Below are 15,560 nucleotides of genomic sequence, written 5' to 3'. Positions count from 1 at the left end.
AGAGCATGCTACATGATGTTCCAGCCGTTGTTCTTGATCTAAGTGCAACCGGTATAGGGATTGTGAGGAGTTTAGCGAAAGAAGGAATAAAGGTATATGCGTTTGATACGAGCGGAAAATATGAAATCGGTAAAACTTGGTTTGCCACTTGCGGAATTTGTCCGAATCCAGTTAGTGAGGGACCAGCATTAATACTATTTCTTACTAGACTGTCGCAAAAGTTTGGACAAAAGCCAGTCCTGTATGCGGGTTCTGATGACTTTGTTCAGTTTATTTCAAAAAACAGATTTGTCCTTTCACACTACTATCGGTTTCTATTACCTAATCTCACACTGGTCGAAGCTGTATTAGATAAAAGATTAACGTATGAATTGGCCATGAAATCAAATGTGCCATGCCCCAAAACTTACGCTATAAATAATGAAGAACAATTTGAGCAAATTATCAATCAAATTACCTTCCCTTGTATATTAAAACCAGTTTATTCTTCTCATTTCCGCTCAAATATCGATCATCGTCTTTATAAGAAAGCCATTGTAGTAGAACGTCCTTCCCAATTGAGAGAAGAATACCTTTTTTATCGCCCATACGGTGAACTAATGATCCAGGAAGTCATTCCTGGTGCGGAGGATTGTATTTATTCCGTCAAGACTTTTTTTGACGAACAAATGAATTTAATTGGCTTGTGGATGAACCAAAAATTACATCAATTTCCCCCACATTTTGGATCCACTGCTCTTGCCCTAAGTGTTAGGGATGAAGAAGTCATTCAACTTGCTACTACCTTTCTAAAAGATATTCAATTCAAAGGCTTGGCTATTGCCGAATTTAAACGGGATCCAAGAGATGGGAAACTGAAATTTATCGAAATCAATTCAAGAATAGGTTTAACTCAAGCATTATCGATTGCTTGTGGGGTTAATTTGGCTTACTTGTATTATTTATCCCTTACCGGGCAAAATCCATCACCAGTGACAGAGCAGAAAGAAGGGGTCAAATGGGTTTACTTCGTCCGTGATTTTCTTTCCTTTCGCCAAAAACAAAAAAATGGGGAAATGAGGTTCGTTGAGTGGATAAAGAGCTTATATGGAAAAAAGGTTGAGGCTCTCTTTGCTTGGAATGACCCTCTTCCATTTGTTCGGAGTTTTGTTTCCCATTTGCGAAATTTATGGGGGAGACAGTAAAAATGATAAAAGAGGGAGGGAACTTTCTATTTGAATAGTATAGAAGAAATTCTTAGCCGTTGGAAACAATTTGATTGGGAAAAAAAGCTTAAAAATGTCCTTGGTAAAAAAGTGAAATTAGTGGAAGAAAGAATAGAATGCCTCAAAAATTCACGTGAAAGGACAAGTATTTGGAAGTTGGTTCTAACTGATGGCACGGAGTTCATTCCCATCGTGCTTAAAATATACAAACTTCCACTGAAAGAAAATCATAGGTTGGAAATTAATATGTATCAAAAAGCTTATTACATTTATCACGAGATTATGCCGCGTTTGTATTGGCTTGAACCGAATGTAAATGGGAATGAAACATGGATGTTTACCGAATGTTTGAAGCCGTTACGAGGACAAATAAAATTAGCTCCAAATCATTTGGAACGAATTATCCCCACGGTGGCAAAGTTTCATGCCAAAACCTTTGATAATCAATTTGTGAGGCATGCAGATCTTTTCGACGCCTCTCTTCCCCATTTTGATTCTGAGGAGAAGGTAAAGGAAAGGACTAAAGGGGTCAAAAAAGCAATGGAAAACCTAGATTTGGCAATGAAAGATCCTAACTTAAAAGAATTGGTGGAACCAAGGTATAAAATTATCAAAAGAATATTAAAAAAAGGTCCGGTTTTTTTCCCCGAAATTACTAAATCTGGCCAGTGTCTGATCCATGGCGACCTCCATGTCCACAATATTTGCTGTGAAAATGCGAATGATGATGAGGAGAACTGGAAAGTCTCTTTGATTGATTGGGAGTCAGCGAAGCATTATCCTTGCTGGTATGATTTGGTCGTTCTAGTCGAATTATTAATAGATTTTCGCTGGGATTGGCAACAAAGCGAAGAGGAGATTCGAAGTCAATGTGTGCAAGTTTATTGCCAAGAAATGCTAAAATATGGGATAACCTTCAGTGAGGATCCACTGAATCTTCTTAAAAAGGCGTATTTACAAAGAACCCTAGAAAAAAAGCTTTCTAGCCATTTGCAAAAGGTGTTGGATGGAGGAAAAAGCACTCTTCTCAAGAGATACCTTGAAAAAATTGAGGTTTGGGGAAAAGAACTTGGGTTATATTAGTGCATCGCACGAATTCATAATACTATAAAGGAGTTTTATGCATGCAAAATATTATACGGTCTTCTCATATATATAGAAATGATAGTTGTGAGTCCGGATGAAGGGTACTCGTTACAGGCGAGACTGGATTTATTGGTTCACATGTTGTCGAATTATTAATTCAATCAGGCTATGAACCGCTAGTAGTGGATAATTTACGTTCAGGTAAACGAGAAAATGTGCCTTCTCACGTTTGTTTCATTGACCTGGACATTTCTTCACCACAAATAGAAGATGCTTTTGCTCGAGAAAAACCGGATGTAGTGATCCATTTAGCGGCACAAGTGGATGTTGCCTACTCGATACAAAATCCAGTTGAGGATGCTAATCAAAATATTCTTGGAACGATTCGTTTGCTTGAATGCTGCAAAAAGTACGATGTGAAAAAATTCATACTTTCCTCATCTTGTGCAGTATACGGAGAAAAAGACGATTGCAGTATAATGGGAACATTTTCCATTCAACTTCAATCCTATTATGGTATTAGAAATGTATATTCAAATATTTAACATACTTCATAACGTACCTTTTACCATTCTAAGATATGCCAATGTTTATGGTCCCCGCCAAACTTCAAAAGGAGAAGGGGGAGTGATTTCTATTTTTTAAGAAAATCCTTAATGGGGAATCTCCCATTTTTTTTGGAGATGGAGAGCAGACAAGGGATTTTGTGTATGTGAAAGATGTTGCTTTGGCCAACGTGCTGGCCATTGAAAAAGGAACAAATGAAATCTTCAATATTGGTTGTGATTCGAAGATAAGTATTAATGAACTTTATCAGATGATTACATCACTTACCTCTATAAATATTCACTCCCTCTCCATGCCCGAACGTAAGGGAGATATTCGCTATAGCCGATTAGATAATACCAAAGCTTCTTATCTTTTGGACTGGAATCCGGCTTATGATTTGAAAGCTGGATTAAATGAAACTTTAAAGTATTATAAAGGTTTTTAAAATTTTAGGCGCATTTGAAGAAATATCGAAAAAAAGGAGATCAGAAATGAATGATTTTGAAAAAATAGCAGCCATGAAAAAAGGCGTTGTAACCGTTCAAGACCTGAGTGGTTACACAATGCTTGGAAAGGGGGCAGATGGATCCGTCTTTCAATTGCCCCCTCAGAAGTGCGTCAAAATTTTTGTTAATGAAGACACACAAAAAAAGGAATTAAATGCACTGCAAAAAGGACAATCGTCTCCAATTATTCCTAAATTATATGAATATGGTTCTAACTATATAGTGATGGAGTTTGTGAAAGGTTATAATCTTAAGCATTATTTAAAAAAAGAGAAAAAACTCTCAGAGGCAATTGTGGGGAAAATATTATCGATGCTGGATGAAATGAAAACTGTGGGTTTTACGAGACTAGATATTGAAGTTCGCCACATTTTTTTCAATGAACTAGGGGAAATAAAAATAATTGACCTTAAGAGGGCATTTAATACGGTCAGATCTGTCCCTACTAAATTGTTGACTGATTTAAAAAAGATTGGATTTTTGGAAGAGTTTTTGGAACATGTGAAAAAGCTTCGCCCATCCTTATATAAGGAATGGAAAAACTTAGTGACTGATAAAAAATAAGCATGCCTCAAGCCTTCAAAATCAAGGGCATTTACAACAACCTGATCCACTTCGGAAACCTTCATGTTTTTTTCTTTATCTCTTCACTCGATTCTGTTGTTACCATGGTGACTGTAAATTGCTGATCGAACTGCTCTTCTTCCAAAAGTTCTACGGGTGGTTGCGTCTTGATTACTTCACCTGACTTTTCAAGCACCTCAAATACCATAAACACCCTTGCCGCTTTTAAAACAGTCCTCACGCAACCCTATCGAAATTTCGAAGCTGTTGAAGCCTTGATCTTTGGACTGCTGAAGTACTGTCCATTCAAATTCATCGTACTCTCCCGTTGTCATTTCCTCATTTTTCAAGAGCGACAGAATCTGCAACCTGTGCAATTGAGGAAGACACGGGGGACTCCCCTTTTTCAATCAATTCAAATTTAGGACAAAAAAGGAAGCACAACTAGCAGCGAACAAACTTGAAGAATCAATTTTAAACGGTGGAGTAATTCGGGAGTCAACCAACACTTTCGAAACTTTTGCAAATGAGTGGCTAGAATACTATGGAACTCAAGTAAAAGTGAGTAGCGTTAGAGCCCGTAGGATAGCTATGAAGCATCTTGTATCAACATGGTGGCACCTTCCGCTTCGTAAGATTACAAAACATATGTATCAATCTCGAATCAACGAACTAAATAAGGAATTTAGCCATAACTATATTGACAGTATCCATACGACGGGAAACATGATCTTCAAGCATGCTATCAGGCAAGACTTGATAAAGACAAATCCAACCTATGGTTTTGTCATGCCCAAAAAGCATGTGACTGTTTTAGGATATCGAGGAAGACGAGGTTAAGGGAAAGTTTCTTGAGTTAAATGAACTGAAAACCCTTCTACGTATCACAAAAGAACAAGGATTATATCTAGACTATCTATGTTTTGCTACTTTGGCATATACCGGTATGCGCTTAGGCGAAATGTTAGCATTAAAATGGACAGACCTGGACCTTACTAAGAAAACTATAAGAATCACCAAAACATACTATAATCCAAATAACAAAAGTACAGGTTATCAACTCCTAACCCCAAAAACAAAAAAGTCAATCCGCACAATCATGATTGACGATGGACTTGTCGCATTATTCAAAGCACACAAGCGTGAGCAGATGGAATTAAAAATGAAAAAACGGTTAGTATATGAGGATCAAGATTTCATTTTTGCAGAAAACACCGGTCATCCAAGGGTTATGAAACAAATGGTATTGCGTTTACAGCGTTTAATGAAGCATTTGATGTAGACAAGCATATTACCCCCCACAGCTTTAGACATACTCATACATCCCTTCTCATTGAAGCTGGGGCAGGCGTAAAAGAGATTCAAGAAAGATTAGGGCATTCAGATATAAATACGACGATGAACATTTACGCTCATATGACAAAAAATATCGAAGAAAAGACCTCCCATAAGTTCAGTGAACTTACGAAAGGTCTCCTCTAATTGGTTGAAGTAAAGTTGTTTAAAAACTGAAAGTTAGCAAAAAGTTAGCATTTCACTAATCTCCACCTTACAAACCCCTATATACCAAGGGTTCTAGGCGATGATTACATCATGCCGCCCATTCCGCCCATTCCGCCCATGTCAGGCATGCCCATGCCGCCAGCGCCAGCAGGTTCTGGTTTGTCAGCAACAACAGCTTCTGTTGTTAAGAACATAGCTGCTACAGAACCAGCGTTTTGTAGAGCTGAACGAGTTACTTTAGTAGGATCGACGATACCGGATTCGATCATGTTCACCCATTGTCCAGTAGCTGCGTTGAAGCCAGTGCCTACTGCTTCGCCTTTAAGGCGCTCTACGATTACAGAGCCTTCAAGTCCAGCATTGTGAGCGATTTGACGAACAGGCTCTTCGATGGCACGAAGAACGATTTTCACGCCTGTTGCTACGTCGCCTTCAGCTTGAATTTCAGCGATTTTATTGTATACGTTAAGAAGTGCTGTACCACCACCGGCTACGATACCTTCTTCAACAGCGGCACGAGTGGAGTTCAATGCATCTTCAATACGAAGTTTACGTTCTTTTAATTCTGTTTCAGTAGCTGCACCGACTTTAATTACCGCTACGCCACCAGCTAATTTAGCAAGGCGTTCTTGTAATTTTTCACGGTCGAATTCAGAAGTTGTTTCTTCTAATTGAACACGGATTTGGTTTACACGAGCTTGAATTTGAGCTGTATCTCCAGCTCCTTCAACGATCGTTGTATTTTCTTTTGTAACAACCACTTTAGACGCACGGCCTAATGAATCGATTGTTGCAGATTTAAGGTCAAGACCGATTTCTTCAGTGATTACTTCGCCGCCTGTAAGAGCTGCGATGTCTTCAAGCATTGCTTTACGACGGTCACCGAATCCAGGAGCTTTAACCGCAACAGCGTTGAATGTTCCACGAAGTTTGTTCACAACAAGAGTTGCAAGCGCTTCGCCTTCTACATCTTCAGCAATCAATAATAGCGGTTTACCTTGTTGTACAACTTGCTCAAGTACAGGAAGGATTTCTTGGATATTCGTGATTTTTTTATCTGTGATCAAGATATATGGATTTTCTAGTACAGCTTCCATTTTATCTGAATCAGTAACCATGTATGGAGATGCATATCCGCGATCGAACTGCATACCTTCTACTACGTCCAATTCAGTTGTGAAACCTTTAGACTCTTCGATTGTGATGACGCCGTCGTTACCAACGCGCTCCATTGCTTCCGCAATCAGTTGGCCGACTTCTTCATCAGCTGAAGAGATGGCAGCAACTTGTGCGATAGATTCTTTGTTTTCAACAGGTTGGGAAATGGCTTTCAATTCTGCGATTGCAGTATTGACCGCTTTCTCGATTCCTTTACGGATACCCATTGGGTTAGCACCAGCTGTTACGTTTTTAAGACCTTCGCGGATCATCGCTTGTGCAAGAACCGTTGCAGTCGTTGTACCGTCACCAGCTACGTCGTTTGTTTTGCTTGCTACTTCAGCAACCAATTTCGCACCCATGTTTTCGAATGCATCTTCCAATTCGATTTCTTTAGCGATCGTCACACCGTCATTAGTGATAAGCGGTGAACCGAATTTTTTCTCAAGAACCACGTTACGACCTTTTGGTCCAAGCGTTACTTTAACTGCATCTGCAAGTGCGTCCACACCACGAAGCATGGAGCGGCGAGCTTCTTCACTAAATTTAATTTCTTTAGCCATTTATAAGTACCTCCCTAAAATTTTAAGAAAATTTTCGTTCAGTTAAGTATGATGTATAATTAGCCGATAACAGCTAGAATGTCGCTTTCACGTAAAATTAAGTATTCAGTGTTTTCGTATTTAACTTCAGTACCTGCATATTTTGAGAAGATAATTAGATCGCCTTGGGCAACCTCTAAAGCAACACGTTCGCCATTTTCAAGGACACGGCCAGTACCAACTGCTACTACCTTACCTTCTTGTGGCTTTTCTTTAGCAGTATCAGGAAGAACAATACCGCTTGCAGTTTTTTCTTCAGTTTGAACTAGTTCAATAATAACGCGATCACCTAATGGTTTTAACAAGTGAAACAACCTCCTCATATTCTCTTGATAATTTGTTACATGATTATTAGCACTCTTCATCATCGAGTGCTAACACATTTATAATATTAAATAAACCGAGCCTTTTTTGCAAGTATCTTATTGAAAATTTTTTATTAATTTCTGATAAATTACGGGTAAACTACTTTAGCATAATGATTTCCTTAACAAAGTTATTTAAATGTTTCGTTAGGGGTACCTTTAAGTGGTGTTCTGCCTCAATTTTTGATACCATTTTGGAGTATGCGTTTATAGCTTGTCCCCATATCAGGAACGTTCCGAGCGGAATAGGTGACTATAAAAGGAGTTTTCATTTTTGAAAAAGGAATATTGGTTCGTCATCATCACTTATATTGCCATGCAATTATCCAGTATTGTTGGGGTACCCATTTTCATGCTGATCGGGTCTTATACCGGAATGCCGGCTGATGAACTCCAAGTGAAATCTGCAGCATACTGGATAGTTTTCAGTTTTCTCGCTGCTTTATTCTTGATTCTTTTTTTAATGAGAAAAGATATGAGGGAAAAGTTGGACACGAGAAATCAAACTTCCGTTTCCATGTCCATATTATGGGCAATTGCAGGAGTGTTCATGGCTCTTTTTGCGCAAAGCATTGCCGGCAGCATTGAACAAATGCTTGGGGTGGAGTCTGAATCTGAAAATACGCAGCAACTCATTTCACTCATTTACAAAGTCCCCATGGTCATTTTCGTCACTTCAGTAATTGGACCTATATTGGAAGAATTAATTTTCCGGAAAATCATTTTCGGATCACTTCATAAACGCTTTAACTTCTTTATTTCAGCTTTAATCAGCTCAGTTATTTTCGGCTTGGCGCATGGTGAATTTGAACATCTTCTTTTATATACGGCAATGGGCTTCACTTTTGCTTTCCTTTATGCAAAAACAGGCCGCATTCTCGTATCAATGAGCGCTCATATTGCGATGAATACGCTTGTTATCATCCTTCAAGTGGTATATCGGGAGGATATAGAGAAGATGATGGATACTGCACAGGCCTTCATCGGAGGTTTATTATGAAACGTCAATCACCCTTATTCATGGGCATCATCTATGCAGGCTTAGGAGCTCTTTTTACCGCTATCGCGATTCAAACCGTCAATTCTTCTGGATGGGGACTCTTCGCCTACATACTTGTCCTCATTGCGACTCTTGACTTTGGATCGGGCTTACGCATGATCATGCTGCACTTTAAGATTAAAGCCGCACAAAAAAATAAGAAAAAATAAAAAAACGCTGCAAAGATGCAGCGTTTTTTCATTCCTCCAAGGCGGCTTCTTCCACTACCGGATAATGTTTCAGGAAGTAGATGAGCGACTGAAGCTCCACGGCCAGGTCAATATGGTGAACCCTTATGGATGGAGGCACGGTCAGCCTTGCAGGTGTAAAATTCAATATTCCTTTTATATCAGCTTTGACTAGACGATCGGTTATCGTCTGGGCTACCTGTGCAGGCACGGTCAATATAGCTGCAGTGATATTATTTTCCTGCAATAACGTATCGATTTGATCCATATGATAGATGGGCACATCAGCTATCCGCTTGCCGACTTTTTCTTCAGAAACTTCGAAAGCCATTTCAATTTTTGTATTATTATTTTTCATGAAATTGTAATTTAAAAAAGCGGTTCCTAAATTTCCTACCCCTATTAAAGCGACTTTGGTCAATTCATCTTGATCTAGTGTTTTTCTAAAGAAGGATAATAAATAATTGACATTGTAGCCGTAGCCTTTTTTCCCAAGCGCGCCAAAGTAGGAAAAATCACGGCGTATGGTGGCAGAATCCACTTTTACAGCTTCGCTTAGCTCTGCCGAGGAAACTCTTTGTTTGCCTGAGGAATGTAAGTTCTTTAAAAATCGATAATACAATGGTAACCTTTTGGCTGTTGCCTGCGGTATCTTTGGGTCATGGTTCATTGTTCTTCCCCGCCTTCACACATGCTTTTCAACTTAATTCTCTATCTGTTTGTTTTACTTGTCTTTTATAATCGTTACTGGAAACTCCGCCTGTTTTCTCCACTAAGAATGTAGGCCCGATCACCATTCCCTTGTCAATGGCCTTACACATGTCATAAACGGTCAAGGCAGTCACGGATGCAGCTGTTAACGCTTCCATTTCCACACCTGTACTCCCTTTTGTCTTAGCTTCCGTTTCAATCCTAAGTCTGTATCCTTGTTCCTCTTTTTCCCACTCAAAGGCTATATTGACCCCTTGCAGTGCAATGGGATGGCACATCGGAATGATATTGGATGTATTTTTGCTGGCCATTATTCCTGCAACCTGTGCAACAGCCAGTACATCACCTTTTTTCATTTTCTGGTTCGTGACCAATTCATATATTTCATCATTCAATAAAATGCTCGATTGAGCTACTGCCGTCCGGGTTGTTTCAGGCTTAGCACTCACATCGACCATTTTGGCCCTGCCCTGTTCATTAAAATGCGTTAAGTCTCCCATTTAAGTAACCCCTCCTAAATCATACACTATTATTCCACTTTATGTAACAGCTTTTGTTTTACCATGGAACCAAGCTGTTGCCGATAATAACTAAAATACGTTACACTATCTATAATCAATTGAGGTGAAATCTATGATTTTATTACAAATCAATCAACTATCGAAATATTATGGAGCTGAACTTATTTTATCAAATATGAAGCTCGAAGTTCAAAATAAAGATCGAATTGCACTTGTCGGCCGTAATGGCGCCGGAAAATCGACTCTGCTAAAAATCATAGCCGGGAAGATTTCCCATGATGGCGGTGAAATTATCAAACCAAAAGGCGTCACAATCGGCTATATGGCCCAGGATACGGGATTGGAATCCGAACTGACCATTTGGGATGAGATGCTGACGGTATTCACGGACCTTATAGAGCAGGAAAAGGAACTGCGTCGCCTTGAGGCGGATATGGCCAGACCCGAAATCTTTGAAAACGAAACGATTTACCAAAAAGTGCTGAATGAATACGACACTTTGATGGTCGCATTCAAAGAGAAGGGCGGTTATCAATATGAAGCGGATATCCGTTCCGTATTGCATGGGCTTCAGTTTGCTGACTTTGACTATTCTACCCCAATTTCCACATTAAGCGGCGGGCAAAAAACAAGGCTTGCATTAGGAAAGCTGCTTTTAAGGAAACCGGATATATTGATTCTGGATGAGCCGACGAACCATTTGGATATTGAAACCCTATCTTGGCTTGAACAATATTTACAAGGGTACCAGGGAGCTGTGCTCATTGTTTCCCATGACCGCTATTTTTTAGATAAAGTAGTGAACCTGGTATATGAGATTTCCCGGAATAACATGAAAAAATACTATGGTAATTATAGTTCTTACCTAGAGGGAAAAGCGGAAGATTATGAGCGGGACATGAAACTGTTCGAGAAGCAGCAAGGGGAAATCGAAAAGCTTCGCGACTTTGTCCAACGTAATATCACAAGGGCTTCGACCACGAAAAGAGCACAAAGCAGACGCAAGCAGCTCGAAAAGATGGATGTTTTGGACAAGCCGCAAGGGGATGAAAAATCCGCGAATTTTTCTTTCCAGATTGAAAGGCAAAGCGGAAATGAAGTACTCCACCTCCAGGACTTGGCTATCGGATACGAAGGGGAAACGGTATCAAGGAATATTAATTCCCGGATGACAAAGGGAGAGAGCATAGCTCTTGTTGGCCCAAATGGAGTTGGAAAATCAACTTTATTGAAAACGATGATTTCTAAGCTGCCTGCACTTTCTGGGGAATTCCGTTTTGGAACGAACGTAGAAGTCAGCTACTACGATCAAGAACAGGCTAACCTTGTTTCCAATAAACGCGTACTCAATGAATTATGGGACGACTATCCCCTTAAACCGGAAAAGGACATCCGAACCGTACTCGGTAATTTCCTATTTAGCGGGGACGATGTTTTGAAAACCGTTTCCACACTAAGCGGGGGCGAAAAGGCTCGGCTTGCTCTTGCGAAAATGATGATGCAAAAAGGTAATTTTTTAATTCTTGATGAACCAACGAACCATTTGGACCTCGATAGTAAATTGGTGCTTGAAAACGCTTTGATCGATTATCCAGGAACTATTCTTTTCGTCTCACATGACCGTTATTTCATAAATCGGATAGCAACGAAAGTGATAGAGCTCTCCAAAGACGGCAACGAAGAATTCCTCGGTGATTATGATTACTATTTAGAGAAGAAACAGGAGCAAGCGGAAATCAAAGCACTTGAACAGCAGGATCAGGCTAAAACTTTAGATGCAGCTGTAGAAAAAACAAATTACAAAATTGATAAAGAAGCAAAAAAAGCAGAACGCCAGCGAAAACGGCGCATTGAGGAAATCGAGGCAGCCATGGAGCGTCTTGAAACCGAAATAAGCGAATATAATGACCTCCTTTGCGATCCAAATGTTTTTCAGGACCACGAAAAAGTGATGGAAGTCCAAACAAAGCTTGATAATGCACAGGAAAAATTGGACCAGCTGCTCGAAGAATGGGCCGAACTGGAAGAATGACAAAAGACCGGGTCAATCGACTCGGTCTTTTTCACTTCAAATTAAAAAGTTATCCACAAACTTGTTAACAATTCACTTACCGTTTATTAGCCAATAATTTGGGTTATACACATTATCCACAGAAACATATCCACTTATCCACAAAAACACCACTTTATACACATGCAGTAGGTTGATCAAAAAAACTTTATCCACAGAATATTCTATTATTTTATTAACACGATAAAAAGACAGGATGCCGAAGTGTGGAATCCTGTCTTCTCGTCAATTAAAATGCTTCTATATCCAATCCAGGATTTCCGTTCAAATCCAAACCAGATCGTTTTCCTTTTTCAAACATGACACTGCCAGCAGCACCGATCATGGCGGCATTGTCTGTACAAAGATAGAGGGGCGGAATGGATATATCCATAGGTAAATCCTTAAAAGCTTCCGTTAATGCTTCCCTAAGGCCTTTATTTGCCGCAACTCCTCCAGCAAGCAATACCTGCTTCACATTATATTCCTTTGCAGCTTTTACAGCTTTCATTACAAGCACTTCTATCACACTTGCTTGGAAACTTGCCGCTAAATCTTTAGGTTCGATTTTTTCCCCGCGCTGTTCTGCATTATGCAAAGTGTTGATCACCGCCGATTTCAACCCGCTGAAGGAAAAATCATAGCTGCCATCCAACCATGCCCTAGGCAGTTTTAAAGTTGGTGAGCCTTCTTGCGCAAGCCTATCGATATGTGGACCGCCAGGATAAGGGAGCCCCAATGTTCGAGCCACTTTATCATACGCCTCTCCTGCTGCATCATCCCGAGTCTCCCCTATCACCTTGAAAGAACCTGGCTCTTCTAAAAGCACCAATTCTGTATGACCTCCCGAAACGACTAAAGAAAGCGCAGGATATTCGATCTCCTGAATAAGCCGATTTGCATAGATATGACCAGCGATATGATGCGTACCGACAATTGGTATTCCATGTGCGAAAGCTACAGCCTTCGCCGCATTCACGCCTATTAATAGTGCCCCAACAAGGCCGGGGCCTTCTGTAACGGCAATGGCATCCAAGTCTTCATATGTCACACCGGCTTGCAGCAGTGCTTCTTCAAGAACAATCGTAATTTGTTCTACATGATGACGGGAAGCTATTTCAGGGACGACACCGCCAAAACGTTTATGGCTTTCAATTTGTGAAGCCACGACATTACTCAGTATCTCCGTACCATTTTTTATGACAGCTGCCGCAGTTTCATCGCAGCTCGTTTCAATACCTAATATAAATTGATCTTGTTTCATGAAAAATTCACCCACATAACATAAGCATCTTCTTGATTGTCTGTATAATAATTTTTTCGGATTCCGCCCTTTTGGAAACCTAGTTTTTCATAGAGCGAAATGGCTACTGCATTACTGACACGGACCTCTAGCGTCATCCTCACCACACCCATCGAAATGGAGATTTCAATCATCTTCCTGAGCAAAGCTTCTCCTAGCTTTTGCCCTCGGTATTCTGGCAATATCGCTATATTGGTAATGTGCGATTCATCAATGACAATCCAGGCACCGCAATAACCGGCGATTTTACCTTCATCCTCTATCACCATGTATACAGCATATTGATTATGATTCAATTCATTAAAAAAAGCTTCCCGGCTCCAAGGCAAAGTAAAGGACTGCTTTTCCACGTTTAGCACTTGGTCGATATCTTCCGTATTCATCTTTCGGAACGTCAATGTTTTACTCATAATAATCGGTCGCTTTCCTTGTTTATTTCCCCTGCTGTTCAAGCCACTTTGCTTCTGCTTCAGCCATGCGGATATAATTCGGTACAAACTGGTGAACATCCACTTCAGTCTTATCAAGACCAATGAAGGCCAGTTCGCTTGGCCTTGAATTATATGACTGTACCGGAGCAAATACCGCCAATTCCCCTAATGCATCCGTAATTGCATCCCGATGGATGTCCACATCTTGACCAACAAATAAAACAGGACGATTTAATTCCTTCAATTGACTCGCCCACTCAGAGGATAGAATATTACAATCTTCTATGACTGTCTTTAAAGAGTCCTTTTCCATTTCATATAATCCAGTATAAATCTGCCCTCTTCTTGCATCGAACAAGGGAGAGATCACCCCGTTAAAATATCGTCCATTAGCTGCTAAAACCTCTAAGCTGGAAACACCTGATAAGGGAATCTGAAGCGTCCAGGCCAAGCTTTTCGCTATCGTCACTCCAATCCTGACCCCTGTATATGAGCCTGGACCTTGAGCGACCACAATCTTAGTCAATTCCTTCGGTTTAGTATCACAATCCCTCAGCAGTGTCTCAATTGCCGGCATTACCCGCACCGAATGATTTTTCTTTAGGTTCGTCGTATACTCACCAATTACTTGATTCTCGTTTACCAGTGCAATCCCTAATGTAAAATTCGATGTATCTATAGCTAAAACCTTCATCAAATAATCTCCTTACATAACTTTACATATCGTTCGCCTTTGGCTTCCAAAACAATACGCCGGCTGGTATCGCCCAGACGATAGATATAAATGGTCAAGATTTCCTCTGGAAGGTGATCCTTTATTAAATGGGCCCATTCAACGACAGTCACACCATCACCATCAAAATATTCATCAAAGCCTAGATCTTCTTCCGATTCACTTACCCGATATACATCCATATGATACAAAGGCAAGCGACCCATGTATTCCTTTATTATCGTAAAGGTAGGGCTATTCACCATTCTGGTAACACCTAGTCCTTTAGCCAGCCCTTTTGTGAATGCCGTCTTCCCTGCACCCAAGTCACCTTCTAATGCCAGAACATCTCCACTGGAAAGCTTTTGTGCCAATCTATGCGCAAATTGCGCAGTTTCTTCCTCACTCTGAGAAATCCATTCAACATGTTGCATATATCAATCACCTTTATCATTATTAGGAAACGTCCTATAGTTCATGTCTATAACCATAAACGCAATATTATGGAACAAAAACCATTCTATATGTAGTTTACCTTGTTTCAAAAGAAGAAACAAATAAGTTAAGGACATAATTATTCGAATTTCAGATAAAACAAAAAAACGAAACCTAAGTTTCGTTTTTTTCATGATTGCGGGGACAGGATTTGAACCTGCGACCTTCGGGTTATGAGCCCGACGAGCTACCGGACTGCTCCACCCCGCGACGGTATGAATGTTACTTTTATAAATATAGTATTCCCATTTATTTAAAAATAATACAATGATTATAGCTTGGCGGCGTCCTACTCTCACAGGGGGAAACCCCCAACTACCATTGGCGCTGAAGAGCTTAACTGCCGTGTTCGGAATGGGAACGGGTGTGACCTCTTCGCTATCGCCACCAAACATTTAATCTTTTAGCACGTTTATTATCATACCATGTATGAAATCAAAATGCAAGAAGAAATTTTCATTCCTTCAAAACTAGATAATAATAAGAAGGTATTTCATTTTTTAAAAAGCGTTGGTTAAGTCCTCGATCTATTAGTATCAGTCAGCTCCACATGTCGCCACGCTTCCACCTCT

18 protein-coding genes, 1 tRNA gene, 1 rRNA gene and 1 pseudogene are annotated in these 15,560 nt (G+C 40.1%); 10 read left to right on the top strand and 11 right to left on the bottom strand.

The features are described 5' to 3' along the window. Positions 1–5: 5 nt before the first annotated feature. The 5 genes from ACQKMF_RS24235 to ACQKMF_RS24215 all read left to right on the top strand — a co-directional run bounded on the left by ACQKMF_RS24235 (position 6) and on the right by ACQKMF_RS24215 (position 3,910). Positions 6–1,184, top strand: a complete 1,179-nt coding sequence (locus ACQKMF_RS24235; protein ID WP_101225610.1) for an ATP-grasp domain-containing protein — start codon at positions 6–8, stop codon at positions 1,182–1,184. Positions 1,185–1,214: 30 nt separating this feature from the next. After that, on the top strand, positions 1,215–2,288 hold the full coding sequence (locus ACQKMF_RS24230; RefSeq protein WP_427575326.1) for a phosphotransferase: 1,074 nt from the start codon (positions 1,215–1,217) through the stop codon (positions 2,286–2,288). Positions 2,289–2,419: 131 nt separating this feature from the next. Beyond that, positions 2,420–2,836 carry an NAD-dependent epimerase/dehydratase family protein gene (locus tag ACQKMF_RS24225; protein WP_427575370.1) on the top strand — a complete coding sequence of 139 codons (417 nt, stop codon included), beginning with the start codon at positions 2,420–2,422 and terminating at the stop codon, positions 2,834–2,836. Between the two features lie 104 nt (positions 2,837–2,940). Continuing rightward, the gene (locus ACQKMF_RS24220) at positions 2,941–3,285 is read left to right on the top strand and encodes an NAD-dependent epimerase/dehydratase family protein (protein ID WP_427575368.1); all 345 of its coding nucleotides are present in this window, start codon (positions 2,941–2,943) and stop codon (positions 3,283–3,285) included. Positions 3,286–3,331: 46 nt separating this feature from the next. Further along, positions 3,332–3,910 carry an RIO1 family regulatory kinase/ATPase gene (locus ACQKMF_RS24215; RefSeq protein WP_260359231.1) on the top strand — a complete coding sequence of 193 codons (579 nt, stop codon included), beginning with the start codon at positions 3,332–3,334 and terminating at the stop codon, positions 3,908–3,910. A gap of 61 nt (positions 3,911–3,971) precedes the next feature. Here the strand turns inward: ACQKMF_RS24215 and ACQKMF_RS24210 are convergent, their stop codons facing one another. Further along, on the bottom strand, positions 3,972–4,118 hold the full coding sequence (locus ACQKMF_RS24210; protein WP_402945129.1) for a hypothetical protein: 147 nt from the start codon (positions 4,116–4,118) through the stop codon (positions 3,972–3,974). Positions 4,119–4,381: 263 nt separating this feature from the next. On the opposite strand from ACQKMF_RS24210, the gene ACQKMF_RS24205 reads away from it, so the two are divergent. Both ACQKMF_RS24205 and ACQKMF_RS24200 read left to right on the top strand, forming a co-directional pair. After that, a complete protein-coding gene (locus ACQKMF_RS24205; RefSeq protein ID WP_427575366.1) occupies positions 4,382–4,750 on the top strand; it encodes a phage integrase SAM-like domain-containing protein in 369 nt (122 codons plus the stop codon). After that, positions 4,731–5,392, top strand: a pseudogene (locus tag ACQKMF_RS24200) (site-specific integrase). The gene ACQKMF_RS24205 and the pseudogene ACQKMF_RS24200 overlap by 20 nt, the downstream one beginning before the upstream one ends. Before the next feature lie 104 nt (positions 5,393–5,496). Here the strand turns inward: ACQKMF_RS24200 and groL are convergent. Further along, a complete protein-coding gene (groL, locus tag ACQKMF_RS24195) occupies positions 5,497–7,134 on the bottom strand; it encodes a chaperonin GroEL (RefSeq protein WP_101225605.1) in 1,638 nt (545 codons plus the stop codon). 59 nt (positions 7,135–7,193) lie between these two features. Beyond that, positions 7,194–7,478: a co-chaperone GroES gene (gene groES / locus ACQKMF_RS24190; protein ID WP_101225604.1), complete on the bottom strand. Its 285-nt coding sequence runs from the start codon at positions 7,476–7,478 to the stop codon at positions 7,194–7,196. Positions 7,479–7,812: 334 nt separating this feature from the next. On the opposite strand from groES, the gene ACQKMF_RS24185 reads away from it, so the two are divergent. After that, positions 7,813–8,538, top strand: coding sequence for a CPBP family intramembrane glutamic endopeptidase (locus ACQKMF_RS24185; RefSeq protein WP_427575323.1), 726 nt, complete (start codon positions 7,813–7,815; stop codon positions 8,536–8,538). After that, entirely contained in the window at positions 8,535–8,747 is a 213-nt protein-coding gene (locus ACQKMF_RS24180; protein WP_034306342.1) for a YdiK family protein, read from the top strand. The genes ACQKMF_RS24185 and ACQKMF_RS24180 overlap by 4 nt, the downstream gene beginning before the upstream one ends. A gap of 28 nt (positions 8,748–8,775) precedes the next feature. On the opposite strand, the gene ACQKMF_RS24175 is transcribed toward ACQKMF_RS24180, so the two are convergent. Together ACQKMF_RS24175 and moaC are read right to left on the bottom strand one after the other, a co-directional pair. After that, entirely contained in the window at positions 8,776–9,435 is a 660-nt protein-coding gene (locus ACQKMF_RS24175; protein WP_034306345.1) for a redox-sensing transcriptional repressor Rex, read from the bottom strand. A 28-nt stretch (positions 9,436–9,463) separates the two neighbouring features. Continuing rightward, positions 9,464–9,976: a cyclic pyranopterin monophosphate synthase MoaC gene (moaC, locus tag ACQKMF_RS24170; RefSeq protein WP_101225602.1), complete on the bottom strand. Its 513-nt coding sequence runs from the start codon at positions 9,974–9,976 to the stop codon at positions 9,464–9,466. Between the two features lie 133 nt (positions 9,977–10,109). On the opposite strand from moaC, the gene ACQKMF_RS24165 reads away from it, so the two are divergent. Then, positions 10,110–12,029 carry an ATP-binding cassette domain-containing protein gene (locus ACQKMF_RS24165; RefSeq protein ID WP_427575321.1) on the top strand — a complete coding sequence of 640 codons (1,920 nt, stop codon included), beginning with the start codon at positions 10,110–10,112 and terminating at the stop codon, positions 12,027–12,029. 268 nt (positions 12,030–12,297) lie between these two features. Here ACQKMF_RS24165 and tsaD read toward each other — a convergent pair whose 3' ends face one another. The 6 genes from tsaD to rrf all read right to left on the bottom strand — a co-directional run bounded on the left by tsaD (position 12,298) and on the right by rrf (position 15,380). Continuing rightward, complete coding sequence (gene tsaD / locus ACQKMF_RS24160; RefSeq protein ID WP_260359228.1) at positions 12,298–13,311, bottom strand: tRNA (adenosine(37)-N6)-threonylcarbamoyltransferase complex transferase subunit TsaD; 1,014 nt, start codon at positions 13,309–13,311, stop codon at positions 12,298–12,300. Then, on the bottom strand, positions 13,308–13,760 hold the full coding sequence (gene rimI / locus ACQKMF_RS24155) for a ribosomal protein S18-alanine N-acetyltransferase (protein ID WP_101225599.1): 453 nt from the start codon (positions 13,758–13,760) through the stop codon (positions 13,308–13,310). The genes tsaD and rimI overlap by 4 nt, the downstream gene beginning before the upstream one ends. 22 nt (positions 13,761–13,782) lie before the next feature. Continuing rightward, positions 13,783–14,475: a tRNA (adenosine(37)-N6)-threonylcarbamoyltransferase complex dimerization subunit type 1 TsaB gene (gene tsaB, locus ACQKMF_RS24150; RefSeq protein WP_230178626.1), complete on the bottom strand. Its 693-nt coding sequence runs from the start codon at positions 14,473–14,475 to the stop codon at positions 13,783–13,785. Next, positions 14,475–14,927: a tRNA (adenosine(37)-N6)-threonylcarbamoyltransferase complex ATPase subunit type 1 TsaE gene (gene tsaE / locus ACQKMF_RS24145; protein WP_101225597.1), complete on the bottom strand. Its 453-nt coding sequence runs from the start codon at positions 14,925–14,927 to the stop codon at positions 14,475–14,477. Before tsaE ends, tsaB begins: the two co-directional genes overlap by 1 nt. A 197-nt stretch (positions 14,928–15,124) precedes the next feature. Further along, positions 15,125–15,198: transfer RNA gene (locus tag ACQKMF_RS24140), tRNA-Met, on the bottom strand. Between the two features lie 66 nt (positions 15,199–15,264). Next, positions 15,265–15,380: ribosomal RNA gene (rrf, locus tag ACQKMF_RS24135) — 5S ribosomal RNA — on the bottom strand. Positions 15,381–15,560: the final 180 nt, after the last annotated feature.

Origin of the sequence: Peribacillus sp. NPDC101480 (genome assembly GCF_050277335.1) — a bacterium.
GTDB lineage: Bacteria > Bacillota > Bacilli > Bacillales > DSM-1321 > Peribacillus.
This window is presented reverse-complemented; position numbering and strand designations above follow the sequence as displayed.

What these genes read in the sequence shown, in the direction of transcription:
- ACQKMF_RS24235 (WP_101225610.1), top strand. Translation starts at nt 6, where the DNA reads ATGCTACATGATGTTCCAGCCGTTGTTCTTGATCTAAGTGCAACCGGT.
- ACQKMF_RS24215 (WP_260359231.1), top strand. Translation starts at nt 3,332, where the DNA reads ATGAATGATTTTGAAAAAATAGCAGCCATGAAAAAAGGCGTTGTAACC.
- ACQKMF_RS24210 (WP_402945129.1), bottom strand. Translation starts at nt 4,118, where the DNA reads ATGGTATTTGAGGTGCTTGAAAAGTCAGGTGAAGTAATCAAGACGCAA.
- groL (WP_101225605.1), bottom strand. Translation starts at nt 7,134, where the DNA reads ATGGCTAAAGAAATTAAATTTAGTGAAGAAGCTCGCCGCTCCATGCTT.
- ACQKMF_RS24180 (WP_034306342.1), top strand. Translation starts at nt 8,535, where the DNA reads ATGAAACGTCAATCACCCTTATTCATGGGCATCATCTATGCAGGCTTA.
- ACQKMF_RS24175 (WP_034306345.1), bottom strand. Translation starts at nt 9,435, where the DNA reads ATGAACCATGACCCAAAGATACCGCAGGCAACAGCCAAAAGGTTACCA.
- moaC (WP_101225602.1), bottom strand. Translation starts at nt 9,976, where the DNA reads ATGGGAGACTTAACGCATTTTAATGAACAGGGCAGGGCCAAAATGGTC.
- ACQKMF_RS24165 (WP_427575321.1), top strand. Translation starts at nt 10,110, where the DNA reads ATGATTTTATTACAAATCAATCAACTATCGAAATATTATGGAGCTGAA.
- tsaD (WP_260359228.1), bottom strand. Translation starts at nt 13,311, where the DNA reads ATGAAACAAGATCAATTTATATTAGGTATTGAAACGAGCTGCGATGAA.
- rimI (WP_101225599.1), bottom strand. Translation starts at nt 13,760, where the DNA reads ATGAGTAAAACATTGACGTTCCGAAAGATGAATACGGAAGATATCGAC.
- tsaB (WP_230178626.1), bottom strand. Translation starts at nt 14,475, where the DNA reads ATGAAGGTTTTAGCTATAGATACATCGAATTTTACATTAGGGATTGCA.
- tsaE (WP_101225597.1), bottom strand. Translation starts at nt 14,927, where the DNA reads ATGCAACATGTTGAATGGATTTCTCAGAGTGAGGAAGAAACTGCGCAA.